This window comes from Gluconobacter morbifer G707 (assembly GCF_000234355.1).
Lineage (GTDB): Bacteria > Pseudomonadota > Alphaproteobacteria > Acetobacterales > Acetobacteraceae > Gluconobacter > Gluconobacter morbifer.
Genome location: NZ_AGQV01000001.1, coordinates 591,096 through 616,054 on the forward strand (window position 1 = coordinate 591,096; position 24,959 = coordinate 616,054).

Sequence of the window (24,959 nt, forward strand, 5' to 3'; positions counted from 1 at the left end):
AAAATGATGCTCTCCGGACCCGGCGTCAGAAGGGTCAGAAGATTTCCTTGATGAGATCGTTTCCGATGCTGAAACCCGCTCCGGCTTCAACGGAGCGTGCAAATCCGGAATTCAGGATGTTGTTGACGAAATTGTCGGACTGCTGCTGTGGTTCGACGGCCTGAACGGGCGGGCGGGCCTCGTAAGGGGCGGGTGTATAGTTCTGGGGCTGTGGGGTCTGGGCGTTGGCCAGCGCGGCGTGAAGCTGCTGGAGGAGATTGGTGACTTCCTGCTGTTCCGCCTGGAAGGAGAGGGCCAGTTCGCGAAGATCCAGCGACCACTCACGGGCCTGCATGTCTCCGCCCTGCGCTGCGGCCTGCATTTTGGTACCCAGAGCCTGAAGAGCCTGTGCGGATTGCTGGGCCTGCTGCTGAAGCTGGTTGTATGTCTGCTCGATCGTCTGAACGTCCATGACGGCTGATCCTTCAAAGATGCGTCAGAAGTGATAGCGCTGGTGGACGAGTCTCTCCACCCTTTTGGCAATGGATTGTCACAAAGATACTGAACCGGAACGCTCGCGGACCGTAGAGCCCACTTGCCGTATCGTTTCCTCTTTCCCACCTTGGACCCATGGCCAGAAAACCTTCCGCTCTCCGCAATGCCGATGCCATGCCTCTGACGGCATTCATCCCCGAAAAGCAGCCTCCTAAACCCAAGACACGGAAATTCGTCGTCAAATCCGACTATGAACCCGCTGGCGATCAGCCCACGGCGATCGCCGAACTGGTGGAAGGCGTGGAAAACGGGGAGCGCAATCAGGTTCTTCTGGGTGTGACCGGGTCGGGCAAGACCTTCAGTATGGCGAAGGTCATCGAGAAGACCCAGAAACCGACGCTGATCCTTGCGCCGAACAAGACGCTGGCCGCTCAGCTCTATGGGGAGATGAAGCAGTTCTTTCCGGATAATGCGGTCGAGTATTTCGTCTCGTACTATGATTACTACCAGCCGGAGGCCTACGTTCCGCGCTCGGACACGTATATCGAGAAAGACAGCCAGATCAACGAGCAGATCGACCGGATGCGCCATGCCGCCACCCAGGCGCTGCTGGAGCGTAACGATGTCATCATCGTCGCATCCGTCTCCTGCATCTACGGTATCGGTTCGGTCGAGACCTATTCGAAAATGGTCGTGCGACTCGAAGTGGGCGGTACGATCGACCGGGAAAAACTGATCAAGGCGCTGGTCGAACTCCAGTACCGCCGCAACGATGCCGCTTTCGAGCGCGGGACGTTTCGTGTCCGCGGTGAGCAGATCGATATTTTTCCGGTCCAGAATGAAGACCGTGCCTGGCGTGTGTCCCTGTTCGGGGATGAGATTGATCAGATCATCGAGTTTGATCCCCTGACGGGGAACAAGACGGCGGATCTGGCGGAAATCAGCGTTTACGCCAATTCCCACTACGTCACGCCGCGGCCGACGCTCAATCAGGCGATGATCGGGATCAAGAACGAGCTGCGCGGGCGGTTGACGGAGTTTACCGAAGAGGGGAAGCTACTGGAGGCCGAGCGTCTGTCACAGCGGACAACTTTCGATCTCGAGATGATCGAGACGACCGGTGCGTGCAAGGGGATTGAGAACTATTCCCGCTATCTCTCCGGGCGTGGTCCCGGTGATCCGCCGCCAACCCTGTTTGAATATCTTCCCGAAGATGCGCTGCTGATCGTGGATGAAAGTCACGTCACAGTGCCTCAGATCGGCGGCATGGAACGTGGGGACAGGGCGCGGAAAAGCGTGCTGTCGGATTATGGTTTCCGCCTTCCGTCCTGCATTGACAACCGTCCGCTGGCTTTCGGGGAGTGGAATGCCTTTCGCCCGCAGTCCATTTTCGTCTCCGCGACGCCGGGGCCGTGGGAAATGGAGCAGACAGGGGGTGTCTTTGCTGAACAGATCATCCGTCCGACCGGACTGATCGACCCTGTTACCATCGTCAAGCCTGTGGAAGGGCAGGTGGATGATCTATTGCATGAGGCACGCGAAACCATTGCCCAGGGCGGGCGCGTCCTTGTCACGACGCTGACCAAGCGTATGGCGGAAGATCTGACGGAATATCTCGGGGAAGCCGGGATCAAGGTCCGGTACCTGCATTCGGACGTGGATACGCTGGAGCGTATCGAGATCATCCGTGACCTGCGTCTGGGCGCGTTCGATGTGCTGGTGGGTATCAACCTGCTGCGCGAGGGGCTCGACATTCCCGAATGTGCGCTCGTCGCCATTCTGGATGCGGACAAGGAAGGTTTTCTCCGTTCCCGAACTTCCCTGATCCAGACAATTGGTCGTGCGGCCCGTAACATTGAAGGGCGTGTTCTGTTGTATGCCGACAAGATGACGGACAGTCTGAACTTCGCCATCGAGGAAACGGCCCGCCGCCGCGCCCGCCAGATGGAATGGAATACGGAGCACGGCATTACGCCGCAGACCGTCCGCTCGAAGATCGGCGATGCGCTGTCTTCCATCTTCGAGCAGGATTACGTCACCGTTACGCCCGACGCGGCTGGGGACACCGAAGAATTCGTGGGCAAGTCGCTGCCTGTCACGATTGGCGAACTTGAAAAACGGATGCGGGATGCTGCCGCCAATCTGGATTTCGAGCAGGCTGCCAGGCTGCGCGATGAAATTCGCCGCCTTGAAGCCATCGATATGGGGCTGGAGCCACCTCCTGTTGCCACTTCGGTCGCAGGTAGGCCGGGAGCCGGCCGGAAGTCCAAAACCCCGACGCCTCTTGGTCCGGGTGGTGGCGGTTATGATCCGGCGAAGAAAAAGCGCGGCCGGGGACGCTGACCGTGTCACGCCGCAGGACTGGCTGCGGCATTCATGGTAGCAGGACGATCTTTGCGTCCGCGGACGGGACATGTTTCAGGATCAGGAGCCACGATGTCTGAAAAGACACCGCTTTCCCACTATCTCTCTCCACGTGGTGCGGAGGTTATGCGCGCCGAACTGAAAGAACTAGCCCAGAAGGAACGTCCCCGTATCGTCGAGATCGTCTCATGGGCGGCGGGAAACGGTGACCGGTCTGAAAACGCGGATTACCAGTACGGCAAGCGGCGCCTGCGCGAAATCGACAGGCGGCTGCGTTTCCTGTCCAAACGGCTTGAAAAGGCGGTGATCGTCAATCCCGCCGACCAGACCACGCGGGACCGGGTCTTTTTTGGCGCTACTGTCACGTATGTCGATGAAGATGACGTCGAACACACCGTGACAATCCTCGGGGTGGACGAATCCGATCTGGCGCGTGGGGAGGTCAGCCTTGTCTCACCCATCGCCCGTGCGCTGATGCGTACGCGAGTCGGAGATGTTGCAATGCTTCAAACCCCGCGTGGTCCGGTCGAGATCGAAATCCTGAAAATATCCTATCCTGCCAGGGGTTCCGATGCAGACTGAACCGCGCATTGGATGTGGCGCGGCCATTCTGGTGGATGGCCGTCTGCTTCTGATCCGGCGGAAACGGGATCCCGAGGCCGGATGCTGGGGGCTTCCGGGAGGGAAGGTGGATCTTTTCGAACCCGTTCGGGCTGCCGTAGAGCGGGAAGTCATGGAAGAGACGGGTCTGCGGGTCAGCGCCTCGGACCTGTTATGTGTGATTGATCAGATTGACCGCGATGCCGGAACCCACTGGATCGCGCCTGTCTGGCTCGTGGTGCGTCCGGAGGGCACGGCGCGTCTGATGGAGCCGGAGAAGCACGGCGCGTTTGGCTGGTTCGCGCTGGATGCCCTGCCTGGGCCCCTGACCGCTGCTGCGGTGCAGGCCATTAGTGCGCTTCGTGCGCGCGGTTCGGGAAAGACCGCTTCCACCTGAAGCGGAACGGCGCCGGCTTTGAAAAAAGAGTTCTGCCCGCTACAGCTTACGAACGCTTTTTTTACGGAGTTTTCCTTCATGTCCCGCTTGCTCCGGGTTGCCGTACAGATGGACCCGCTCGAACAGGTCAACATCGACGCCGACTCCACTTTTGCCCTCATGCTCGAAGCCCAGAGCCGGGGATATGAACTCTGGGTCTATCCGGTCACGTCCCTCAGTCTGGTGGAAGGGCAGGGACGCGGTGGTCGTGTTCAGGCCCGTGCACGGCGTGTGGATGTCCGGCGGCAGAAAGGCGATCACGCCCTGTTCGGAGACGAGCAGATGCTGGATCTGGGTGAAACGGATGTCATCCTGATGCGTCAGGATCCTCCCTTTGACATGGGGTACATCACTGCCACGCATATGCTCGAACATATTCATGGCGTGGGAGAGGGGCTTTCCCTTGTGGTGAATGATCCGGTCGCAGTTCGCAATGCGCCCGAAAAGCTGCTCGTGACGCATTTTCCGCATCTGATGCCACCGACTCTCATCACCTGGGATCCGCGCGAAATCACGGCTTTCCGTGAAAAGTACGAGGATATCATCGTCAAGCCGCTCTATGGCAATGGCGGTGCGGGCATCTTCCGAATCAAGCCGGGAGACGAAAATCTGGGGGCTCTGCTGGAGATGCATTTCGCACGTTCCCGTGAGCCGCTGATGATCCAGCGCTATGAACCGGCGGTCCGGCAGGGTGACAAACGGATCATTCTCGTGGATGGAAAACCCATTGGCGGGATCAACCGTGTTCCCGCTACGGGAGAGGCGCGGTCCAACATGCATGTCGGAGGACGTGCCGAACGCGCAGCCCTGACGGACAGGGATCTCGAGATCTGCGCGGCAATCGGCCCCTATCTGCGGGAACATGGCCTGATTTTCACCGGGATCGACGTTATCGGAGACTGGCTGACCGAGATCAACGTCACTTCTCCGACGGGCCTGCAGGAGCTGGATCGCTTTGAAGGAATCAACAGCGCGGCGCTGATCTGGGATGCCATCGAGGCACGTCTGGCCTCCTGAGAAAGCTATTTCTGCCCGTTTTCCTGTGGCTTTTCGTAACTGAAGGGGAGAGAGACCTCTAATATTTCTCCCTCTGTGTTTTCAACGGGTTTGTCACGACCGAAGCGGTTCGCAAACCAGTCCGAAATCTGCTCGCGGAAAAAGATGCAGTAAACGGTTGGCCAGACGATGATACAGAGCAGGATCAGGAAATAATTCAGCATGAGAGCTCCTTCCTGAGCGGCGTGTGGATCAGGATGTGAACCGCTCATCTGCATGGTGTGTCTTGCCAGATGCCTGTCCGGAAGGGCAAGAAGGACCCAGCTGAACAGGTTTCGGACATGCTTTCTCACTTTTGGTGAAAAGCTGACACAGAAGGTCCTATATTCTATGTCCTCCACTCTCTCCCCGCGTTCTGCACTGGACGCGGAGGCCGTCAAAACGGCCTATCGCCGATGGGCGCGTGTTTATGATACGGTTTTCGGCGGAATTTCCGGTTACGGGCGCAAGCGTGCCGTCGCCGCCGTCAACGCCCTGCCCGGGGAGAAAGTACTGGAAGTCGGCGTCGGGACGGGCCTTGCCCTGCCAGCCTATTCCAAAAACAAACGCATCACGGGCATTGATCTTTCCGAGGACATGCTCGAACGCGCCCGTCTGCGTGTTCTTCAGGATCATCTGACGAATGTCGATGACCTGCTGGAAATGGACGCTGAAGCGACCACGTTCGCTGATGACAGCTTCGATATCGCGGTTGCGATGTTCGTTGCATCCGTCGTCCCGCATCCGGACCGTCTTCTGGCGGAACTCAAGCGCGTCGTGCGTCCGGGTGGTCATATCCTGTTCGTGAACCACTTCCTGGCCACTGGTGGTCTGCGTCTGACGGTCGAACGGGGCATGGCGCGCGCTTCCCGCTCGCTGGGCTGGCATCCGGACTTCGCCATCGAGTCTCTGCTGCCGCCGGAAGACCTGCGCCGGGCGACCCTGACCCCTGTTCCACCTGCCGGACTGTTTACACTCGTGACATTGCCGCAATGCGAGAGTAAAAGCGACGCAGCAGCCCTGGTCGCCTGATCGGCGTATGGTTCCGGTTCTGCCGGCGCCGAGTATTCCGACGCTCGCTGCGGTATTCCTTGGCAAGGGACCGAATACGCGATCATGATACCTCAGGCCTACGACTCCAGTTCTTCTCTTTCCAGCCGTCGTTTGGGAACGTCCTTCATTCTTCTGGCACTTTTCGCCGGACTGCTGGGAGGAGCACTGGCCCTTCCGGTACTTCAGGTTCATCCAACGGCTGGTCAGACGCTGTGTCACGGGATCCTGATGACGTTCTTCGTGGTCTGTCCCGCAGCACTGGGCGGGTTCGGGCAATGGCTTCTGCCAGAGGAACTGGGAACCTCCCGAAGTGTCCTGCCGGGCGCGACCCTTGCAGGATTTGGGTTCCTCTCCGCAGGGATTGTTCTGCTTCCCGTCATGCCGCTGGCTGCACTGCTTCTCTGGGCTCTTGGTAGCCTGTCCGTCGCAACGGATGTCATCACCACCTGTCTGGAAGGGCGGACAGTCCGCTTCCGCGGGATGTCCCCGCTGGCTTGGTCTCTTCTCGCTACGGCGTCTGGTGTGGTGGTGATCGCGCCGGTTCTGGCTGCTATCGTAACGCGCGTGTTCTGGACCGGTTCCCGTACCGTTACTCCGGAAACCCTGGTGCAGATGCTGCATCTGCCCGAGACGGCCCTGATGCTGACGCCGGCTCTCGGACTGATCACATATCTGCTGCCCCAGAAGGCAGGACAGTCCGCCTGCTGGAAAGTCGCTCCCTATGTCTTTGCAGTCACCGGGGTGCTGGGGCCGCTGGTCTGGGTGAACAGCTTTTTTGGTAATGTGCCGGCACCGGTTGTCCATAACCTTCTTCTGCTCAGCCAGATCGTGCCATCCGTTCTTCTGATTGGTGCCCTGTGCCGTGATGTCTGGACACAGCATCGCGAACTGGACGGAACGGCGTTCTGGGCGCTGGGCAGTCTCGTCCTGTTCACCGCAGGCTGGCTGTCGGACGTCATGCCCGGACATGTCATTGATCATTCCGCTGCTGCTTTCGGCGGGGTTATGGCGATCTGCGGAGGCTTTTATGCCTGGCTCCAGGCCCAGTTGCCGAATCGCGTTCCCGGGGCTCTTATCCGTGGCCATGCTCTCCTGACCGTGGTGGGCGCCATCTGCTCGGTGCTGCCGCAGTTCATGGTGGTGGGCGATGCCGTGATGGGGCTTAGTCTGATGACATTCGGGCTTCTTGGGCTTTTCCTGATCAGGGAGACCGGTCGCAACCGGGTATCCGCATGAGCAAAGCTGTAACGCCCCTGAACCCTCAGGGGATTTTTTCTGTTCCGGGTCATAATGGTGATCCGTCCCTGCGGGAGTGGCTGGCGCTCCTGAAGCCGAGGGTGATTTCCCTCGTTGTCTTCACGGGAGCCGCTGGCATGGCCGTCGCGCCCCGCTGGCCGTCCATCCCGGTGGGGCTGGTGACCATTCTGTGCATCTGCATCGGGGCAGGGGCGGCTGGCGCCATCAATATGTGGTATGACCGCGACATTGATGCGGTCATGCGTCGTACCAATGTTCGCCCCATTCCGGATGGGCGGATGCCGGAGCAGAGCGCGCTGGTTTATGGCGTGGTGCTGTCCGTCATGTCCGTGCTGGTCCTGTGGGTTGCCACAAACGCCCTGGCAGCCGGGATTCTGGCGTTTTCGATTTTCTTTTACAGCGTCATCTACACGATGTGGCTCAAGCGCAGTACGCCGCAGAACATCGTGATCGGCGGGGCGGCGGGGGCTTTTCCGCCCATGATCGGCTGGGCTGCCTCCATGGATTCCATGGCCATCCTGCCTGTGGCGATGTTTGCCATCGTTTTCCTGTGGACGCCGCCGCATTTCTGGTCCCTGTCCCTGTATGCCTGCAAGGATTACGACAAGGCGGGCATCCCCATGCTGCCGGTTGTTCGTGGTGCGCGGCATACGCGCTGGCAGATCCTGATCTACACCTTCATCCTGACGGCTGTTTCGCTGGTGCCGTCCTTTGTCCATGAATGCGGCATGACCTATACGGTCGTGACCAGTCTTCTGGATCTTGGCTTCATTCTCTGTGCTGTCCGCGTCCTGATGGACAAGCAGGACGCCAATGGCGTCAGCCTGACGAAGGACAAGCCGGCGCGTTTCGCTTTCCGCTACTCGCTGGCCTATCTTTTCCTGCTGTTCTGTGGACTGCTCGTTGACCGGGTGCTTCTGGCATGAAAACCGATCCTGCAACCTTCCGCCGGCAAAGCCGGATTGTCGGCATTGTCGGCGGTGTCATTCTTCTGGCAGTCGTCTTTTATATGGTTGCGCTTGTCAGACTCTGACGGGCGCATCTGTCCTTTCAGCCAGCCTGCTGGATGGCTGAAAGGATCCAGTTGCCGCGACCATCGGCCCGGACGAACGTCCAGAGCTCCGTCACGGTGACGGGCTGGGTGGAACTGCCGTCAATCACGTTTCCGAACGAATCGGTCGTTACGTCCGTCATCGAGTATCGCATTGCGACCGTGGCGTAGGTCAGGTTGCCCTCGCGCCATGCCTCGGACAGGTCTCCGCGCAGGAACTGGATATTGGACACGATGTTGCGTGCGCCACGGCTGGCAAGGTCCGAAAGCTGCTCACTGAAATAGCTGGCCATTTCCGGTGTCACCATCGTGGTGATGGCGCGCATGTTCTGCGCGCTCCAGGCTGCCTGGATATCCAGCAGAAGCTTCTGGAAGCTCCGGTAGTCCTCGTTTGTCAGGGTAACCGGCACGCTGTTGCCTCCAGCCGGACGGGCCGTTCCGGGCATGGCCATGCCGCTGCCCAGACCACCGGACATGCGGCGCTGGCCGAACATCCGCAGCAGGAACACGATCAGTGCGCCGATGATCAGAACCTGAAGCAAGAAGCCGAACAGGGACGTAAAGCCGGTCATTCCGCCAAACATGCCATGTCCGCTCAACAGGCCGAACAGTCCTGCACCCAGAAGACCGCCCGCAAAGCCGGTCATGAAAGGATGCCGGTTGGCGTAACCGGGCCCATAGGGCGGTCGTGCTCCATAGCCGGGCATGGGGCGTGGCGCCGCGGGAGCGAACTCCTGACGCGGTGTCATTGTCCGGTCCATGGGGCGGGCCCAGCCGGGTGTGAGAGAGGTCCGGGGCGGGGCGCTCCACGTATGGGAGCCACGGCTTCCCATGGAACCACCGCCGCCGGGGCGGGCGTCAGCGGTTCCCAGAACGCAGAGCAGCGCCAGGGCGAGGGGGAAAAGGCGGTTCTTACGCATCAAAGTCCTGCAATGTTCATGCCGTCAATCCGAAGGCTTGGAGCGTTAACGCTTCTCCGGAATGTAAGATCACTGGCAGGCACCATCCGGGCCAGCATGTCACGCAGATTTCCGGCGATCGTCAGTTCCGCCACGGGTTCGGCAATTTCCCCGTTCCGGATCATGAAGCCGGATGCGCCCCGGCTGTAATCGCCGGTCAGCATGTTGACCGATGAGCCCATGAGCTCCGTTACCAGTATTCCTTCCCTGATATCGGAACGCAGGGCTTCTGGTGAAAGGGTTCCGGCCGCGAGATGAAGATTTGTCACGCTTGGGCTGGGAGGGGAGGTGACGCCACGGCTGGCGCGGCCATTGGACGGCAGGTCAAGCTGCCGTCCGCTCCGGGAATCCAGAAGCAAGGTCTGGAGAATGCCATCCTCCACCAGATCAAGCGGTCCGGCAAAGCATCCTTCCCCGTCGAATGGACGGGACGCAGGTCCTCTCGGGCGCCTTGGGTCATCGTGAACGCGCAGTCCGGCCCCTAGGACACGGGTCTTCATGGCGTCCTTGAGGAAAGAGGTTCCGCGCGCCACGGCTGCTCCGTTGATTCCCGCAACCAGGTGCCCCAGCAACGTGCTGGAGACCCTTGGATCGTAAATGACGCTGTAGGTTCCCGTTTTCGGGCGTCCGGGACTGAGGCGCGCCAGAACGCGCTCTGCAGCCTCCTGGCCTATAACCTCTGGCGCGTCCAGATCGGACAGGTGGACCGCGCTGTGATAGGCGTAATCCCGCTGCATGGACGGCCCTTCACCCGCAAGAACGCTGGCGCTGATCGAATGGGAGGTGCGGCTGTAGCAGCCCATGAAGCCGGCTGATGTTCCCAGAACCACCGTGGCGCGTCCCCGGCTTGCGGAAGCGCCGTTGGTGTTGGTGATGCCTGTATGGGACAGTGCGACCTCTTCCGCCAGTCGGGCGTGGGCCAGCAGCGCATCCATGTCCAGCTGGGCGGGATCATCCAGATCAAGGCCCGTGGCATCGAAATGTCCGGTCAGGGCATTGGGGGCGAGCCCTGCAAAGCGGTCTTCCGGCACCACAAGCGCCATGGCGCAGGCCTGTTCGGCCAGCCGGTCGAATTCTCGCTCGTCAAGAACGCTCGTTGAAACGGCTGCTGCCCGTTTGCCCCGGAAGACCCGCAGGCCCAGCGTCACGTCCTCCGACCGTTCGATGTCTTCGGGGACGCCCTTGCGGACAAGGGCGGCTTCGGCCTCGTTACGGATCAGGATGGCGTCCGCCTGATCCGCGCCGTGGCGTCTGGCCGCTGCCAGAAGGGCTTCAACGTGCGTGGTGATTGTCATGCTGCCAGCCTTGCTGTGATGTCCTCAATGGATGGCATGTTTCCAACCGGGCCGATGGCTGTAAAGGTCGGGGTGCCGGAGAAGATGGTCCGGGCGACGCGCAGGATGTCCTCTTCCGTCACGCTGTCGATACGGCCTACGGTCTCCGCCGTCGGGACAGGGCGTCCGTGAACCTGCATCTGCCGGGCCAGCTGTTCGCACCGGCTGCCCGTGCTTTCAAGCGACATCAGCAGGGAGGATTTGAGCTGCGCCCGCGCCCGCGCGAGTTCTTCCGTTCCAAGGCCATCCTGAAGGCGCTTGAGTTCATCGATCATGACAGGGATGAGTTCAGCCGTCTGTTCCTCGCCCGTTCCGGCATAGAGACCGAACAGCCCGCTGTCGCTGAAGGGGGAGGCAAAGGCGTAGACACTGTACACAAGTCCGCGCCGCTCCCGGATTTCCTGGAACAGCCGCGATGACATGCCGCCGCCCAGCAGCGTGGAGAGGATCATCACGGCGTAATGGTCGGGATGATGATAGTCCACGGAGGGGAAGCCCATGACCAGATGGGCCTGGTCCAGTTCCCGTGTGGTGCGCAGGTCGCCGCCTGCATAGGCTGCGCTGCGCGGCTGGGGCGTGCGGTGGGTTGGCAGATCCTGGAAATGCTCCTTTACCAGGTCCACGACCTGCTGGTGATGCAGGTTGCCGGCTGCCGCAACCGTGATGTTGTGGGTGGTGTAATGCTCGCGCATGTAGGTCATGAGCGTCTCGCGCGTCATGTCCGAGACGAGCTTCTCCGTTCCCAGTGTCGGACGTCCCATGGGCTGCTCTGGGAAGGCGCGTTCCTGAAACTGGTCGAAGATGATGTCATCGGGTGTGTCGTTGGCCTGTCCGATTTCCTGCAGGATCACGCCCCGTTCACGCTCGATTTCGGCGTCCAGGAAGGTGCTGTGCGTCAGGATGTCGCCAATGATATCCACGCCGAGCGCCAGGTCGTTCTTGAGGAGCTTGACGTAATAGGCCGTTGTTTCCCGCGCGGTATAGGCGTTGATGAAGCCGCCGACATTCTCGATCTCCTCGGCGATCCGGATGGCGGAGCGTCGTTCGGTTCCCTTGAAGGCCATGTGTTCGAGAAAGTGGGAAACGCCATTGTTCTCCACGGTTTCATCGCGGGTGCCGATGGAGACATAGGCACCGAAGGATACGGTCTCGACGCGTTCCATCCGTTCAGTGACGATGGTCAGGCCGTTTTCGAGCGTGGTGACTTCAATCGTGTCGGGCATGAGGATCCGTAATGTCAGAAAAAGAACAGGCTCCCTGAGATGGGGAGCCTGGGGAAAGCTGCAAGTTGGTCAGCCGTGACGGATATGGGCGCGAACGGCGTCCTGTATGGTGGCAAGCTGGCTGCTCATTGTATCGTAACGCTCCTGCCGTTCGAACAGATCGGCAAGATGGGGGGGGAGTTCGGGTTTGATCCCTGTTGCGGCGAAAACGGCATCCGGGAACTTGGCGGGGTGGGCGGTGGCCGCGGCGACCATTGGAATGCCCGGCTCCTTGAACTGCCGTCCGACCGCCAGTCCTATGGCCGTATGGGGGTCCGCGAGATACAGGCTCTCGTTATAGAAGAGCCGCATGGCCTCTGAAGTCTGTTCGTCCGTCAGCGTCATGCCCTGGAAGACGTCCCTCATGCGCATCCATGCGTCATGGGGTACGGCCATGCGTCCCGTTTCCCGGAATTCGCGCATGATGGCGGCGCAGCGGGTTGCATTGCGGTCGAGCAGTTCGAACAGCAGGCGCTCGAAATTGGACGAAACCTGAATATCCATGGACGGAGACAGGCTTGGCTCCACGCGGCGGACGCTCATGTCATTATCGAGCAGGAACCGCGTCAGGATATCGTTGCGGTTGGAGCCGATGCAGAGATGTCGGATCGGTAGTCCCATTTCCCGTGCGGCCCAGGCGGCGAGGACATTGCCGAAATTTCCTGTCGGGACTGCGAAGGAGACTTCCCGGTCCGGCGCGCCCAGCGCAAGCGCGGCGCGGACATAATATGGAATCTGTGCAGCAATGCGCGCCCAGTTGATGGAATTGACCGCCGAGAGAGAGACTTCGTCACGGAAAGTATGATCCGCGAACATGGCCTTCATCAGATCCTGACAGGTGTCGAAATCCCCGTCGACGGCGATGTTCAAAATGTTGCTGTCCTGCACGGTCGTCATCTGGCGCCGCTGCACTTCCGATGTCCGGCCTTTGGGGTGCAGGATCACGACGGACAGACGTTCGCGGCCGCGGCAGGCCTCGATGGCGGCGGAGCCGGTATCTCCGGAGGTTGCGCCAACGATGGTGACATGGCGGTTGCGCTGCGTCAGGACATGATCGAACAGACGGCCCAGCATCTGCATCGCCATGTCCTTGAAGGCGAGCGTGGGGCCGTGGAACAGTTCCAGTGAGAACAGGTCCTGCTCAACCTCGCAGAGCGGCGCGATGGCGGCGTGATCGAATCCTGCATAGGCGTCACGGCACATGGTCCGCAGGGTATCGCAATCAATGGCGCCTTCGGAAAACAGGGCAATGACTTCCGCTGCCAGATCCGGATAGGACAGGGCCCGCCAGTCACGGAACGTCTGAGCGCTGATCCGGGGCCAGCTTTCTGGCATGTAGAGCCCTCCGTCACCGGCAAGGCCGGCAAGGAGAATGTCAGAGAAATTCGGGGCGTCGGCGGTCAGGTCGCCGCGAGTGGAACGGTAGCGCATGGAGCGGTTTATATCATGACCTTTTACGGCAAGGCGATGCGAAGAATATGGGTTGTTCCGTTCTCGTCTGTCAGGACGGCGATCTGCCGGTTTGGGGCAACGGCAAGTGCACCGGCATCGATCATGCGGCGGTCCCGCATAAGACGTTGTGGAATCCGGTCAGCGCCGAATTTGAGCAGCGCCCCTTCTGTGATGTCTGACATGTAAAAGACATTGTCGGGGGAAAGCGTCAGGCCACCCAGACCGGGCGTGTCACGCCATTCGACGATTCCGTCCAGCTGCTCCACGGGCGTAAAGTTCGGGTCTGTCAGCAGGGCTGTGTCAATCCGGTACAGTGGACCGCAGGCGGGCTGGTAAAACAGCCACTGTCCCTTGTTGTCCAGAGCCAGAAAGCGGACATTTCCACCCGCCTGAGGACGGCCATCCGGTCCGTAGCTGATTTTTCCGTCCCGCAGGAGAGGGCGCCGTCCTGTCAGGGAGGCATCATATCCCAAGAAGCGTTTGGACTTCCCATCAGAGAGATTGGCCACGACGAGCGCAGGTTTGGCCTCGTCAACCAGATAGGCATGGCCTCGGCTGACCTGCAACGCCACAAGATGGCTTCCCGCGATCGTTGCGTCTTTCAGGGGCACGGTGCCCACAACATTTCCCTGAGCAGAAAAATGGACAAGGGATAACTGGTCGCTGTCTGTCAGGCCCCAGATGTCCGCGTCATCGCGTGTCAGGGCAACCAGTTTTCCGGGCGCATCCGAACCGAAAGGATGTGCCACGTTTTCCGAATCGATCTGGACAGGGTGTCCCTGTGGATCGAGCGCGAGAAAACGTCCGTCTCCCATTGCGAGCAGGACCGTGGAACCAACACTGGCAACGGGAGAATCCTGCACTACATGCGCGGGGCTGGAAACGTCCTGCCACGGATGGTCGGCGCGGGCCGGTGAGGATAGGGCGCAGACTGCCAAGGCAGTCGTTACGGCAATGGAAGACAGAAACCGGCTTTTCATGCTTCTGACATTGACCTGACAGCCTGCTTTGGCAACCCCTGAAGTTCAGAAGTGTTCCGGAGTCATTTTGTTCGACGGCCCTGCATCCCCGGGCAGAAGGGTTCTGGTGACGCGTCTGTCTTCAGCCGCCATTCGCTCTGCCGGGAAAGGCGCAGGGCGCGGATTTGCCAGCCAGGGCGACTGCTCCTGTTCCACAGGGAAAACCATGGCAGCGTACATGAGAAGGGCAGCCTCGACCGTCAGGCATTCGATGGACCAGCGGTTGTCGGGCATGAGGGCAACATAATGGCCAGACGCCGTGCGGCGGACTTCAATGGGGAAAGTACGGGTCGTCATGCCCTGACGGACGGTGGCATAAACCAGTCCTGGCACGGATCCTGTCCGTTGTTCGAGATGCATGATCTGAAACCTCTGGCTCGGTCTTGCTAGGGGCGCAACATATACATTCAATAATGAAGACTTTGTTAACGTTAAAGTTGTTTATGAGGAGGAAATCCTTGGAAAATCCCACATTATTTATGAAGTTTATGAACGCCGGAATTGGTCAGACGTTCCCGACAAAACGGCAGGCTGATGAAACCGTCCGATCCCTCTGACCTGATACGTCAGGCTTTCGCATTTTTCGCGGCAGGAGCTTCCGATCGTGCCGAGGGGCTTTTCCGCGGGATTCTCAAGGATCATCCCGGGCAGCCGGATGCCATGCATGGCATGGCCTGTCTGGCCCGGGCCAGGGGACAGAACGCCACGGCTATCGCGCTGACTGGACGTGCCCTTCAGGACAGAACTCTTTCAGCGGACCGTTCGGGGCCGATGCATGTCACGCTGGGTCTGGCGCTCGTGGCCGAGAAGCATGTGGAAGCGGGGCGGGCTGCCCTGTCCGTTGCCGTCGCGCTTCAGCCTGACAGTCCTCAGGCGCTGGCGGCTCTGGGTGAAGTGCTCTGGCTGCTCGGGAGACGCGAAGAGGCCCGGCAGACGCTCGAAAAAGCCGTGGCCCTGTCTCCTGCGGATGTCAGTCTGCAAACCCGGCTCGGAGAGCTGTATCTGGAAGACGGTCTGTCAGCTGCTGCGCTATCGCATTTCCGAGCGGTCGCAACCCGGCGGCCCCATGACGGGGCTGCCCTGGCCAATCTGGGGGCTGTGCTTTTTGAACTGAATGAACTGACGGAAGCGCGTCTGATTCTGCAAAGAGCGTGCCGTTCAGGGGCCGTGACACCCGAGACGCTGAACAGTCTCGGGCTTGTGGACATGGCGATGGGTCATCTGGGAGCGGCACGGTCCGCGCTGGAGCAGGCATTGGCTCGGCGGCCGGATGATGGCCGTCTGGCCGGAAGTCTTGGAACGCTGTTGATGGACATGGGCGAAGAAGACCGGGCCGAGCAGGTCTTTGCGGCCATCATGAGCCGCGAAAACGGTATTGAAGCTATCCGTGCGCGCTTCAATCGCGCGACCGTCCTGCTGGGGCAGGGCCGGTTTGCCGAAGGCTGGAAGGATTTCGAGAGCCGGCGCGTCCTGCTCGGGCACAGGGACGTAGCTCCATTGTGGGATGGATCGTGTGGGAGCGGTCCTGTCGCCGTAACGGCGGAACAGGGGCTGGGTGACATGCTCCAGTTCCTGCGCTTCCTGCCCGAAGCGGCGCGAAGGCGACCGTTGCGGCTGCGATTTGCCGCTGCCAGTCTGACGACCTTCATGCCGGAACTGACAAAGGACCGTCTGTTGCCTTCGAAAGGGCCTGTGGACGCGGAAATCAGTTTACTGAGTCTGCCTTTCGTGCTCGGCATGACGGAAGCGCCATCCACACTGCCTTATCTGACCGTGCCGGTTTGCCCGGAACCGGATCTGGTTGGTCTCGCCTGGGCTGGAAATCCGTCCTATCGCTTTGACCGCCGGCGTTCTCTCCGTCCGGAATGGCTCGCGCCCCTGCTTGAGACGAAGGGGGTGCGCTTTCTCTCACTTCAGAGAGAACATGCTCTGACCGGAATGGAAAAGGCCCCTCTCGATACCCTCGACGATCTGGCCCGCGCGGTTGCCCGCTGTTCGCTGGTGCTGAGCGTCGATACGCTGGCAGCGCACATGGCCGGTGCGATCGGGCGTCCTTTATGGCTCTTGAATCGCCCGGGCGGAGACTGGCGCTGGAAAGACGTGCCATGGTACGAAAATGTCCGGCAGTTCCGCCCGGAACGGGACGGACCACCGGAAAAGACATGGCCTGTCACCCTCGACAGGGTTGCTGCGGAACTCAGGCAGTGGGTGCAGTCGCGGGTTGAGGGGGCGTAAGGGACGCGAGAAGGGCCTCACGGATGCGGTTCAGACGCACCGGATCGACAATTTTCATTCCCAGCAGATCGCGGACATAGAATACGTCCACGGCCCGCATTCCGTAGGTGGTGATATGGGCGGAGGAAATTTGGAGGGACTGACCGCTGAGAGCGGATGTCACGTCGTGCAGTAGGCCAGGCCGGTCCCGCCCGTTGACCTCGATCACCGTATGGCGGTCCGAAGCCGTGTTGTCGATGACGACGCGCGGTGGAACATGAATGGCGCGCATCCGGCGGGACAAGCCGTGATGACTGGCTTCCGCAATGCCCTGCCGGATGTCGAGCCGTCCGGACAGGGCCTGCTCCACCAGATGGTTCAGACGGCCGAGCTGATGCGGTTCCTCGAAGGAGCATCCTTCGGCGTCCTGGACCCAGAACGTATCGAGCGCCATGCCGTCACTGAGGGTGTGAATCCGCGCATCCACGATAGACGCGCCCGCTACGGCCAAGGCGCCGGCAATCTGTGAGAACAGCCCGGGATGGTCCGCGCACAGGACGGTCAGTTCCGTGACGCCACGATCCGGGATGGGATAGGCCTCGACCGTAACAGGCGAACGGTAGCGGTCCGAATCATGGATCATGCGCGCATGGCGCATGTGCGTATCGGTGTCGAAACCGAGCCAGTAGCTGGGATAGCCGAGGTCCAGGAAGCGCGCGATGCTCTTTTCGGGCAGCAAGGAGGCCAGCCCGTCACGCGCCAGTTCGCGGGCGTGGTTGACGCGGCTGTCGCGTTCAGTGGCGGCCAGCCCGCCTTCCAGCACTTCCGCAACGCGCGAGAACAGTTCCCGCAGGAGCGTGGCTTTCCAGGCGTTCCAGACCTTCGGGCTGACGGCGCGCATATCCGCGATGGTCAGCAGAAGCAGCAGGCGCAGGCGCTCGGGAGACTGGATGGTGTCCGCAAGGTCAAGGATCGTGCGGGGGTCGTCGATGTCGCGTGTGAAGGCGGTTTGGGAGAGGAGAAGGTGGTGCAGGACCAGCCATGAGACCGTGTCGGTTTCTTCGGAATCCAGGCCGAGTTGCGGGCAGATGCTCAGGGCGAGATCCGCTCCGATTTCCGAATGATCGCCTCCGCGTCCCTTGCCGATGTCATGCAGCAGGACGGCTACATAAAGTGCGCGTCGGGAGCGCAGATCGCTGGCCAGCGCATAGGCGAGGGGGATTTCGTCCGCCATGTGCCCGGCTTCGATCTGTCCCATCATCCGTACGGCTTCGACGATATGCTCGTCCACCGTGTAGATATGGTAGCTGTCGAACTGCATCTGCCCCACAACGCGAGACCAGTCCGGCAGCAGACGTCCCAGCAGTCCGGTTTCATTGAGGATCGGGAGCCAGAAAGGGACGGCGCGCGTCTCATCCGCACTGGGCGCACAGAGAAGATCGAGGAAAGTCCGCGCTGTCTCGGGGTCATGTCTCAGGGCAACCGCATGGCGTTCGTTGCGGATAATCTGCTGGATGGCGACGGGATGAAGCTGGAGGTCCATCCGCCGGGCGCAATCCAGGATCCGGAACATTTCCCGGGGCTGCTTCCCGAAATCAACCGGCTCGACCGGACAGATCCGGCCTGCGATGCGCTGGAATTCTTCCGGCCCGGCCACGGGCTGTGGTGGCTCCTGCGTGCTCTGGTCCTGAAGATGCATCAGGATCACGGGCTGGAGCACATGCGTCAGACGCATGACATCCCGTGCCGTGAGGAAATAGTGACGCATGAAGCGCTCGACACCCCGCTGGCGGCCGTGGGTCGCATAGCCCATGCGGCCCCCGATGACGGGCTGGACGTCGAAGGTCAGGCGCTCTTCCGCGCGTCCGGTAATGTAGTGAAGATGCAGCCGGACCGTCCACAGGAAGTCCCAAGCGCGGCGTGCACGGTGGGCTTCCCGGGAGGTCAGCATCCCGAAAGACGAGAAAGATGGCGTCATCGGGGCTGCGGACGGCGCGCTGCCATGATCGGGACTGCTGACCGCGCAGCCAAGGGCCGCGCGTCCCATCCAGTTCAGGGTCTGGATATCGCGCAGGCCCCCGCGGCCTTCCTTGATGTTCGGCTCCACCATGTAGGGGTTGTCGCCATAGCGGCGATGGCGCTGCTCGCGTTCCCTGATCTTGCCACGGACGAAGTCCCCCAGCGTATCGTTCTGGAGGTCATTGCCCAGCGCGGAACTCAGATCCCGTGCAAGGGCACGTTCTCCGTGAAGAAAGCGCAGATCGAGCAGGGCGGTCCGGATGGTCAGGTCCGTGAAGGCGTCTTTCCGGCAGGCCGCAATGGAGCGTGTGGCATGGCCGACCCGAAGCCCCAGATCCCACAGGGCGTAGAGAATGAACTCGATCCGCGTGGTCAGGGAGGGGGTGGCATCTCCCGGGATCAGGAAGAGAATGTCGATGTCGCTGAACGGGGCCAGCAGACCGGCGCCATATCCACCCGTTGCACACAGACAGAGCGGCTCGTCCGAAATTCCCTCCTGCCGGGCTGAGAGGTCAGCCAGGGCGCAGATCATGCCATCGGCCTGCGCCGCCAAGGCGCGTGCCGCCGTGATGCCGGAGAGCTGGCGGCTCTCGAAACGGCGGCGGATATCGGCATGTCCTGCGCCCAGATGGCGGCGCAGGATGGAAAGAACGTCCTCGCGGGAGGTCAGGCCCTGCATCGAAGCGGTCTCAAGAGCGCTTTGCAGGGACGGGGCCAGGCTGGTTCGGTCGGGCAGGGGCTTATCCGTATTGTCAGCGAAAGAGAAAGCATGATCTTCGTCCCAGAAGCCGATGTCTTTCAAGTGCCGTCTCCTGCCGCGAGGCGTTTAAGTTCATATAATGCTGCCAGTGCCTCCCGGGGAGAGAGATCATCCGGTCTGAGGGCATCCACGGCCTCCAGAAGTGGCGAAGAAGCCACAGGTTGCGCCTCGGGCGGCGTAGCTTCGGGGGCGGCTTCAAACAGGGGCAGGGAAGACTGTGCCTCGGCCTGTTCACGCTCGAACTGGGTCAGCAGACGTCCTGCGCGGCTGACGACGGACGGCGGGATTCCCGCCAGCTTCGCAACATGCAGTCCCCAGCTTTTGCGTGCTGCGCCGGGACGGACTTCATGCTGGAAAATGACTTCTCCGCGCCATTCCCGCACGGCCATCGTGTAGGGTGCGAGTCGAGGCAGGAATTCGGTCAGGGCGCCTAGTTCATGAAAATGTGTGGCAAAGATGGTCCGTGATCCGAGCTGCGTATGCAGTGCTTCCAGAGTCGCCCAGGCAATGGCCAGGCCGTCCAGTGTGGCGGTGCCACGCCCGATTTCGTCCACGACCACAAGCGATTTTGGACCGGCCTGATTGAGAATTGCGGCGGTTTCCGTCATTTCGACCATAAAGGTCGACCGGCCGCGCGCCAGGTCGTCCGCTCCGCCCACGCGGGAGAACAGCCGGTCCACCACCCCGATCCGGGCTTCCTTCGCCGGAACCGGCAGGCCGGCCTGCGCCAGAATGACGGCCAGGGCTGTCTGCCGCAGGAAGGTGGATTTGCCGGCCATGTTCGGGCCGGTCAGCAGCATGGCGCGATGTTGGGGCGGTAGCGAACAGTCATTGGGAATGAAGCGCGCATCCGCGCTGCCCGATTCCGTGAGTGCTGCCTCGACCACCGGATGGCGGCAGGCCACGAGATGAAAGTCCGTGCCGTCCGTCACATCAGGGCGACACCATGTTCCGCCTTCCGCCAGCAGGACACAGGATCGCAGGACATCGGCCAGGGCGAGAAATCCGGCGACCTCATCCAGTGCCGGCGTTTTCAGGATCCGTGCGCAGAGATCGTTGAAAAGTGCGCGTTCCAGACTGGCTGCCTTATCGGCCGCTTCCAGAATGGCCCGGTCCAGCGCGGCCAGTTCCTCCGTCGAGAACCGGGCGAGACTGGCTGTGCCCTGACGGAAGGACAGTTCCGGCCGATCCTTCAGCTTTGCGCCGGCCGCGGCCGGGACCTCGATGACGTATCCGAGCTGTGCGTGGTGCTTGATCCGCAGGTTTCCGATGCCGTACCGGGCGGAAAGCTCGCCCTGCATTCCGGCGATGATCCGGCGGCTTTCATCGCGCAGATTGCGATAATGGTCGAGTTCGGCGCTGAACCCGGGCGCAATGAAGCCTCCATCCTCGATCCGGGCCGGAAGCTCTGTGGCCAGCGCGGCCTGCAACTGTTCCAGCAGCGTGTCTGCCCGCCCGTAAAGCCCCGCTGTCAGGCTGCGGATCAGGGCAGGTGTGTCCGCATTGCAGACAGGCTGGAGCAGTGCCGTCACCTCGTCCGCCGCGATCAGTGTATCGCGGATGGATGCGAGATCCCGTGGCTGCCCCCGTCCGGCGGAAAGCCGCCCGAGCGCCCGTGCGGGGTCGGGCGTGCGCTTCAGGATGTCTCCGAGCGCGCCCGTCAGGCCTGGGACGGAGCCGAGCCACAGCCATCCGTCCTGACGCGCCGTGATCCGGGCGGCGTCCGTCAGCGGGGAGGCCAGCCACTGGGAGAGCAGGCGCGATCCTGCTGCCGTAATGGTCCGGGCCACGGCGCCGAACAGGCTGTGTTTTGTCTCTCCATCGCGGGTGCGCAGGATGTCGAGGCTGGCGCGGGTGGCCGGATCAATTCCGAGAGCGCCGCTGACGCCCTGCGGGGAGGGACGTGACAGACGCGGCAGGGCGCCGGCCTGACTGCGCTGGATGTAGTTCAGCGCCATGGCGCAGGCGATGGCCTGTTCGTCTAGGAAGTCTCCCAGCGCGTCCATCTGCGCCACGCCATAGGCCCGGGCCACGAGGGTGCGCGCGCTGTCGAGGCCAGGCGGAACGGCGACGGGGGCGAGGCGGGAAGACTGCTCAGGCGGCACGAGATCCGGCTCGGCTAGGATCTCCGCCGCGTCCAGCCGGGCCAGAAGTTCTGTCAGCCCCGTTTCCGGAACGGATGCTGTTTCGAAAGCGCCCGTCGAGATGTCGATCCAGGCTGCCCCGATCATGGACGAGCGGCGGTTCGGACTGCGGGCAATGGCCAGCAGCAGATTGGCCCGCCCGGCTTCCAGCAGTTCGTCTTCCGTCAGGGTGCCCGGTGTGACGACGCGTACGATGGCGCGGGGCAGGGGGCCTTTCTGGCCCTTCTGCGGGGCCTGCGTCTGTTCTGCCACGGCCACCCGGAAGCCGCGCCGGATCAGCCGGGACAGATAGGCCGGGGCCGCCGCGACCGGCACGCCGCACATGGGGATGGGTTCCCCGTCATGGTTGCCGCGGGCGGTCAGGGCGATGTCGAGCGCCATGGCCGCGGCCTGTGCATCGCCGAAAAACAGTTCGTAGAAATCACCCATGCGGAAGAACAGGAGGGCTTCGGGCTCCTGATGCTTGAGTTCAAACCACTGGGCCATGGCAGGGGTCGCATTCGCGGCAGAAGGCAAAGACATGAACGCGCCGATGGGTCCGTCTCCAGGCTGTGAGAAAGATCTGCGAAAGGGAAAGAAAAACTATCCTGTCCCCACCGTCCTGTGAACCGGCGGGAACAGGCTTTTCAGCGTCCGCGCCGCCGAGCGATGCGCGTCTGCAACGCTCCGGCCGCATCGCGCAGGCGCAGCACCTTCAGCACGTCGAGCGAAACGGCATAGACCAGGACGCCGAAGACGATCAGCGCCATCAGCATCGCCAGCCTGACGGGACTGTGCCATGCGGGGAGGTCGGGCGCCGTAATCTTCTGGGCCGCCATGACCCACAGCGCCATCATAACGGACGATCCCGCGATCCGCAGTCCGCGTGATTTCAGGAGCGCGCTGGCAACGAACACCTGGCGGCGATGCAGGATGACGGCGAGAATCGCCACGTTGACATAAGCTGCGATCGTGCTGGCCAGGGGCGGCCCTACATGCGCCAGGGGGCGGTACAGCATCAGGTTGAGGCCAAGGTTCAGGGCCAGCGTGAAAAACCCGATCCGGACGGGGGTGGATGTGTCTCCCTCGGCGAAGAATCCGGGCGAAAGAACCTTGATCAGCACGAAAGCCGGCAGTCCCAGCGCATAGGCCCGCAGCGACTGTCCGGACAGGATGGCGTCCCGGACCGTGAAATGTCCGTAGCTGAACAGTCCAGCCATGATGGAAGGGGCAAGGGCGATCAGACCCGTCATCGCGGGTAGTGTCAGAAGGAGCGTATAGTCGATGGCGCGGTTGAGGCTGGCATGTACGGCATTCCGGTCCCCGTTGGCGACGTGTTTCGTCAGCAGGGGCAGAAGCGCCGTGCCTGCCGCGGCACCCAGCACTCCGAGGGGAAGCTGGTTGATGCGGTCTGCGAAATAAAGCAGGGACGGGGAGCCGGGTGGCAGCTTGGTGGAAATGATGGTGTCCACCGTCAGGTTGAGTTGTGTCACGCCGGATCCGACCAGCCCCGGCCCCATGCGGCGCATGAGCGCGCGGATATCCGCCGAGAAGGATGGACGGACAAGATGGGGAGCAATTCCGGCCCGATGCGCCGCCCAGTACAGGGCCCCGAGCTGCACGACGCCGGAAATCGTGACGCCCCATGCGCTGGTTATAGCCGTCTCATGCCAGACATACGCGCCCAGCAGGATGGCGATGATGCCGATGACGTTGAAGGTGACGTAAGCAGCGGAGGCCGCTCCGAATTTCCCCCGCCCGTTCAGGACACCCGACACAAGGGCCGCGCCGCAGATCAGGACCATGTAGGGGAAGGTGATGCGCGTCAGCGTTACCGCCATCTCGAAGCGCGACCCCGTATAGCCCCAGGCGATCGCATGGATGACGAGCGGCATGAAGATCTCGCACAGCACTGTCAGGATCACGAGCCATGCCATGAGGCCCGACAGCGCCTGCCCCGCGAAACGCAGGGCTGCGGCCTGTCCTTCCGTTTCGTATTTGGCGGTGAACATCGGCACGAAAGCGGCGTTGAATGCCCCTTCACCGAAAAGCCGCCGGAACATGTTCGGCAGCCGGAACGCGATCAGATAGGCGTCCTGTACGGGGCCGGCCCCGAGGAAAGCGGCGAGAAGCTGGTCACGGATCAGGCCGAGAACACGCGAGAGCATGGTCCAGCTGCCGACGGTCAGGAAATTGCGAAGCATCTCCTGTCACTACCCGATCCCGTCAGCCAGTAACATATCCCTCGATGCGGGAAACGTACGCGGGCAGACAGGGACCGGTCTGGGGTCGGGTTTGCCGGCTTCAGCGGAGAACGGAAATGCGGCGTCTGGGCTGTTTGTCGGTGGCCATCTGCCGGTTCATGGCCGGACGCACGGCTGCAAGGCCGATGCAGAGCATGATGATCTCGAGTGTCAGCATGGCGCTGGCCCAGAAAATCCCCGGCAGGCCGAGGAAAAAGGACACGTGATGGGCGACGGCAGGGGTCAGCGCACCAAGCGAGGCGACAACGAGCAAAGGCAGGATGGGCTGAAGCAAAGAACCTTTCATCTGGGGCCTCCTGTCATATTCCTGCCATGACTGTGGCGGGAATCGATCCGGATTTTCAAGGAAAAAGCGAACTTCTACCGCCCTCGCTGCGTGATAATGTATGTCATGAGCGATTTCAGCCATTTTGCCGCCCCGGCGGACATCCAGGACCTCCGGCGGAGGCTCGAACGTATCCGCCGTCTGGCCTGGTTGCTCAACTCAGCCGCCCGCATCCCCGGTCTGCGTCTGCGCGCCGGGCTGGACACCCTGCTGGGTCTTCTGCCTGGCGGGGGCGATCTGATCGGCGCGTTCCTGTCTCTCTATATCGTATGGGAAGGCTATCGCATGGGGGTCGACAGGGCCACGGTTCGGAAGATGGTGATGAATGTGGCCATTGAGCTGGCCGTTGGTATTGTGCCCCTGCTGGGCGATGCGTTCGATACGGTCTTCAAGGCCGATCTGCGTAATATCGCCCTGATCGAACGCGCCCTTGTCGCACAGGGACGGGGCTCAGTCTTCCAGAAGGACCCGCCGGACCGCTTCTTCGACGCGGTGTGACGCCGGTTTGGTCAGGGGAGTGAACCATTTCACAAGCCGCCCGTGCCGGTCGATGAGATACTTGTAGAAGTTCCAGCGTGGGCGGGACAGGAAGCCGCCCTGGCTGTCCAGCCACCGGAAGAGCGGAATGGCGTCCGGTCCCCGTACATGTGCCTTCGCTGCCATGGGAAAGCTGACGCCATAATTGCGGTGGCAGAAGGTGCTGATATCCTTGGCCGTGCCCGGCTCCTGCTGTCCGAAATCGTTGGAGGGCACGCCCAGAACGACCAGTCCATCATCGGTGTCCCGTCCATATTGGGACCAGAGATGCTGGAGATCCTCGTACTGGGGCGTGAAACCGCATTGTGAGGCCGTATTGACGATCAGGATCGGACGGTCACGATAGGCAGACAGGTCGATCGTCTGACCATCAAGCCCCGGAAGGCTGAAATCATAGGCACAGGTCATGGGTTTTCTCCCT

The 24,959-nt window shown here is 61.6% G+C and carries 21 protein-coding genes and 1 pseudogene; 9 read left to right on the top strand and 13 right to left on the bottom strand.

Features of this window, described 5'->3' with window-relative positions:
- Positions 1–34: 34 nt before the first annotated feature.
- Positions 35–451: a hypothetical protein gene (locus GMO_RS02650; RefSeq protein WP_008850713.1), complete on the bottom strand. Its 417-nt coding sequence runs from the start codon at positions 449–451 to the stop codon at positions 35–37.
- Positions 452–609: 158 nt separating this feature from the next.
- On the opposite strand from GMO_RS02650, the gene uvrB reads away from it, so the two are divergent.
- The 4 genes from uvrB to gshB all read left to right on the top strand — a co-directional run bounded on the left by uvrB (position 610) and on the right by gshB (position 4,891).
- Positions 610–2,817, top strand: coding sequence for an excinuclease ABC subunit UvrB (gene uvrB, locus GMO_RS02655; RefSeq protein ID WP_008850714.1), 2,208 nt, complete (start codon positions 610–612; stop codon positions 2,815–2,817).
- A gap of 93 nt (positions 2,818–2,910) precedes the next feature.
- Positions 2,911–3,420 (top strand): transcription elongation factor GreB, encoded by a 510-nt coding sequence (gene greB / locus GMO_RS02660; RefSeq protein WP_008850715.1) that lies wholly within the window; start codon positions 2,911–2,913, stop codon positions 3,418–3,420.
- Entirely contained in the window at positions 3,410–3,835 is a 426-nt protein-coding gene (locus tag GMO_RS02665) for an NUDIX hydrolase (protein ID WP_008850716.1), read from the top strand. The genes greB and GMO_RS02665 overlap by 11 nt, the downstream gene beginning before the upstream one ends.
- Positions 3,836–3,913: 78 nt before the next feature.
- Positions 3,914–4,891, top strand: coding sequence for a glutathione synthase (gene gshB, locus GMO_RS02670; RefSeq protein WP_040507385.1), 978 nt, complete (start codon positions 3,914–3,916; stop codon positions 4,889–4,891).
- A gap of 5 nt (positions 4,892–4,896) precedes the next feature.
- Here the strand turns inward: gshB and GMO_RS02675 are convergent, their stop codons facing one another.
- Positions 4,897–5,094 carry a hypothetical protein gene (locus GMO_RS02675; RefSeq protein WP_139064342.1) on the bottom strand — a complete coding sequence of 66 codons (198 nt, stop codon included), beginning with the start codon at positions 5,092–5,094 and terminating at the stop codon, positions 4,897–4,899.
- Between the two features lie 166 nt (positions 5,095–5,260).
- Between GMO_RS02675 and GMO_RS02680 the strand changes: the two genes are divergently transcribed.
- The 3 genes and pseudogenes from GMO_RS02680 to GMO_RS02690 all read left to right on the top strand — a co-directional run.
- Positions 5,261–5,941 carry a class I SAM-dependent methyltransferase gene (locus GMO_RS02680; RefSeq protein WP_008850719.1) on the top strand — a complete coding sequence of 227 codons (681 nt, stop codon included), beginning with the start codon at positions 5,261–5,263 and terminating at the stop codon, positions 5,939–5,941.
- A gap of 84 nt (positions 5,942–6,025) precedes the next feature.
- Positions 6,026–7,198, top strand: a complete 1,173-nt coding sequence (locus GMO_RS02685; RefSeq protein ID WP_008850720.1) for a cbb3-type cytochrome c oxidase subunit I — start codon at positions 6,026–6,028, stop codon at positions 7,196–7,198.
- 71 nt (positions 7,199–7,269) lie between these two features.
- Positions 7,270–8,145, top strand: a pseudogene (locus GMO_RS02690) (heme o synthase); the annotation flags it as partial.
- A 124-nt stretch (positions 8,146–8,269) separates the two neighbouring features.
- Here GMO_RS02690 and GMO_RS02695 read toward each other — a convergent pair.
- The 6 genes from GMO_RS02695 to GMO_RS02720 all read right to left on the bottom strand — a co-directional run bounded on the left by GMO_RS02695 (position 8,270) and on the right by GMO_RS02720 (position 14,629).
- Positions 8,270–9,190, bottom strand: a complete 921-nt coding sequence (locus GMO_RS02695) for a Tim44 domain-containing protein (RefSeq protein ID WP_008850722.1) — start codon at positions 9,188–9,190, stop codon at positions 8,270–8,272.
- A complete protein-coding gene (locus GMO_RS02700) occupies positions 9,190–10,524 on the bottom strand; it encodes a TldD/PmbA family protein (protein ID WP_008850723.1) in 1,335 nt (444 codons plus the stop codon). Before GMO_RS02700 ends, GMO_RS02695 begins: the two co-directional genes overlap by 1 nt.
- Positions 10,521–11,786 (bottom strand): M16 family metallopeptidase, encoded by a 1,266-nt coding sequence (locus tag GMO_RS02705; protein WP_008850724.1) that lies wholly within the window; start codon positions 11,784–11,786, stop codon positions 10,521–10,523. Before GMO_RS02705 ends, GMO_RS02700 begins: the two co-directional genes overlap by 4 nt.
- Positions 11,787–11,855: 69 nt before the next feature.
- Positions 11,856–13,256 carry a threonine synthase gene (gene thrC / locus GMO_RS02710; RefSeq protein ID WP_008850725.1) on the bottom strand — a complete coding sequence of 467 codons (1,401 nt, stop codon included), beginning with the start codon at positions 13,254–13,256 and terminating at the stop codon, positions 11,856–11,858.
- A 23-nt stretch (positions 13,257–13,279) separates the two neighbouring features.
- Positions 13,280–14,257: an NHL repeat-containing protein gene (locus GMO_RS02715; protein ID WP_008850726.1), complete on the bottom strand. Its 978-nt coding sequence runs from the start codon at positions 14,255–14,257 to the stop codon at positions 13,280–13,282.
- Positions 14,258–14,302: 45 nt separating this feature from the next.
- The gene (locus GMO_RS02720; RefSeq protein ID WP_245528413.1) at positions 14,303–14,629 is read right to left on the bottom strand and encodes a hypothetical protein; all 327 of its coding nucleotides are present in this window, start codon (positions 14,627–14,629) and stop codon (positions 14,303–14,305) included.
- 201 nt (positions 14,630–14,830) lie between these two features.
- Between GMO_RS02720 and GMO_RS02725 the strand changes: the two genes are divergently transcribed.
- On the top strand, positions 14,831–16,531 hold the full coding sequence (locus GMO_RS02725; RefSeq protein WP_008850728.1) for a tetratricopeptide repeat protein: 1,701 nt from the start codon (positions 14,831–14,833) through the stop codon (positions 16,529–16,531).
- Here the strand turns inward: GMO_RS02725 and GMO_RS02730 are convergent.
- The 4 genes from GMO_RS02730 to GMO_RS02745 form a co-directional block, all read right to left on the bottom strand.
- The gene (locus GMO_RS02730) at positions 16,494–19,331 is read right to left on the bottom strand and encodes a [protein-PII] uridylyltransferase (protein ID WP_008850729.1); all 2,838 of its coding nucleotides are present in this window, start codon (positions 19,329–19,331) and stop codon (positions 16,494–16,496) included. The two genes, GMO_RS02725 and GMO_RS02730, sit on opposite strands and share 38 nt — an antisense overlap.
- Positions 19,328–21,955 carry a DNA mismatch repair protein MutS gene (gene mutS, locus GMO_RS02735; protein ID WP_040507388.1) on the bottom strand — a complete coding sequence of 876 codons (2,628 nt, stop codon included), beginning with the start codon at positions 21,953–21,955 and terminating at the stop codon, positions 19,328–19,330. The genes GMO_RS02730 and mutS overlap by 4 nt, the downstream gene beginning before the upstream one ends.
- Before the next feature lie 104 nt (positions 21,956–22,059).
- Positions 22,060–23,616 (bottom strand): murein biosynthesis integral membrane protein MurJ, encoded by a 1,557-nt coding sequence (murJ, locus tag GMO_RS02740; RefSeq protein ID WP_008850732.1) that lies wholly within the window; start codon positions 23,614–23,616, stop codon positions 22,060–22,062.
- Between the two features lie 100 nt (positions 23,617–23,716).
- Positions 23,717–23,962 carry a hypothetical protein gene (locus GMO_RS02745; RefSeq protein WP_008850733.1) on the bottom strand — a complete coding sequence of 82 codons (246 nt, stop codon included), beginning with the start codon at positions 23,960–23,962 and terminating at the stop codon, positions 23,717–23,719.
- A 105-nt stretch (positions 23,963–24,067) separates the two neighbouring features.
- On the opposite strand from GMO_RS02745, the gene GMO_RS02750 reads away from it, so the two are divergent.
- On the top strand, positions 24,068–24,499 hold the full coding sequence (locus GMO_RS02750; RefSeq protein WP_050801399.1) for a DUF4112 domain-containing protein: 432 nt from the start codon (positions 24,068–24,070) through the stop codon (positions 24,497–24,499).
- Here the strand turns inward: GMO_RS02750 and GMO_RS02755 are convergent.
- Positions 24,452–24,946: a glutathione peroxidase gene (locus GMO_RS02755; RefSeq protein ID WP_008850735.1), complete on the bottom strand. Its 495-nt coding sequence runs from the start codon at positions 24,944–24,946 to the stop codon at positions 24,452–24,454. The genes GMO_RS02750 and GMO_RS02755 overlap by 48 nt on opposite strands.
- Positions 24,947–24,959 lie beyond the last annotated feature (13 nt).

Excerpts from the sequence above, each read along its gene's own strand:
- GMO_RS02650 (WP_008850713.1), bottom strand. The coding sequence starts at position 451 with ATGGACGTTCAGACGATCGAGCAGACATACAACCAGCTTCAGCAGCAG.
- uvrB (WP_008850714.1), top strand. The coding sequence starts at position 610 with ATGGCCAGAAAACCTTCCGCTCTCCGCAATGCCGATGCCATGCCTCTG.
- greB (WP_008850715.1), top strand. The coding sequence starts at position 2,911 with ATGTCTGAAAAGACACCGCTTTCCCACTATCTCTCTCCACGTGGTGCG.
- GMO_RS02665 (WP_008850716.1), top strand. The coding sequence starts at position 3,410 with ATGCAGACTGAACCGCGCATTGGATGTGGCGCGGCCATTCTGGTGGAT.
- gshB (WP_040507385.1), top strand. The coding sequence starts at position 3,914 with ATGTCCCGCTTGCTCCGGGTTGCCGTACAGATGGACCCGCTCGAACAG.
- GMO_RS02675 (WP_139064342.1), bottom strand. The coding sequence starts at position 5,094 with ATGCTGAATTATTTCCTGATCCTGCTCTGTATCATCGTCTGGCCAACC.
- GMO_RS02680 (WP_008850719.1), top strand. The coding sequence starts at position 5,261 with ATGTCCTCCACTCTCTCCCCGCGTTCTGCACTGGACGCGGAGGCCGTC.
- GMO_RS02685 (WP_008850720.1), top strand. The coding sequence starts at position 6,026 with ATGATACCTCAGGCCTACGACTCCAGTTCTTCTCTTTCCAGCCGTCGT.
- GMO_RS02695 (WP_008850722.1), bottom strand. The coding sequence starts at position 9,190 with ATGCGTAAGAACCGCCTTTTCCCCCTCGCCCTGGCGCTGCTCTGCGTT.
- GMO_RS02700 (WP_008850723.1), bottom strand. The coding sequence starts at position 10,524 with ATGACAATCACCACGCACGTTGAAGCCCTTCTGGCAGCGGCCAGACGC.
- GMO_RS02705 (WP_008850724.1), bottom strand. The coding sequence starts at position 11,786 with ATGCCCGACACGATTGAAGTCACCACGCTCGAAAACGGCCTGACCATC.
- thrC (WP_008850725.1), bottom strand. The coding sequence starts at position 13,256 with ATGCGCTACCGTTCCACTCGCGGCGACCTGACCGCCGACGCCCCGAAT.
- GMO_RS02715 (WP_008850726.1), bottom strand. The coding sequence starts at position 14,257 with ATGAAAAGCCGGTTTCTGTCTTCCATTGCCGTAACGACTGCCTTGGCA.
- GMO_RS02725 (WP_008850728.1), top strand. The coding sequence starts at position 14,831 with ATGAAACCGTCCGATCCCTCTGACCTGATACGTCAGGCTTTCGCATTT.
- mutS (WP_040507388.1), bottom strand. The coding sequence starts at position 21,955 with ATGTCTTTGCCTTCTGCCGCGAATGCGACCCCTGCCATGGCCCAGTGG.
- murJ (WP_008850732.1), bottom strand. The coding sequence starts at position 23,616 with ATGCTTCGCAATTTCCTGACCGTCGGCAGCTGGACCATGCTCTCGCGT.
- GMO_RS02745 (WP_008850733.1), bottom strand. The coding sequence starts at position 23,962 with ATGAAAGGTTCTTTGCTTCAGCCCATCCTGCCTTTGCTCGTTGTCGCC.
- GMO_RS02750 (WP_050801399.1), top strand. The coding sequence starts at position 24,068 with ATGAGCGATTTCAGCCATTTTGCCGCCCCGGCGGACATCCAGGACCTC.
- GMO_RS02755 (WP_008850735.1), bottom strand. The coding sequence starts at position 24,946 with ATGACCTGTGCCTATGATTTCAGCCTTCCGGGGCTTGATGGTCAGACG.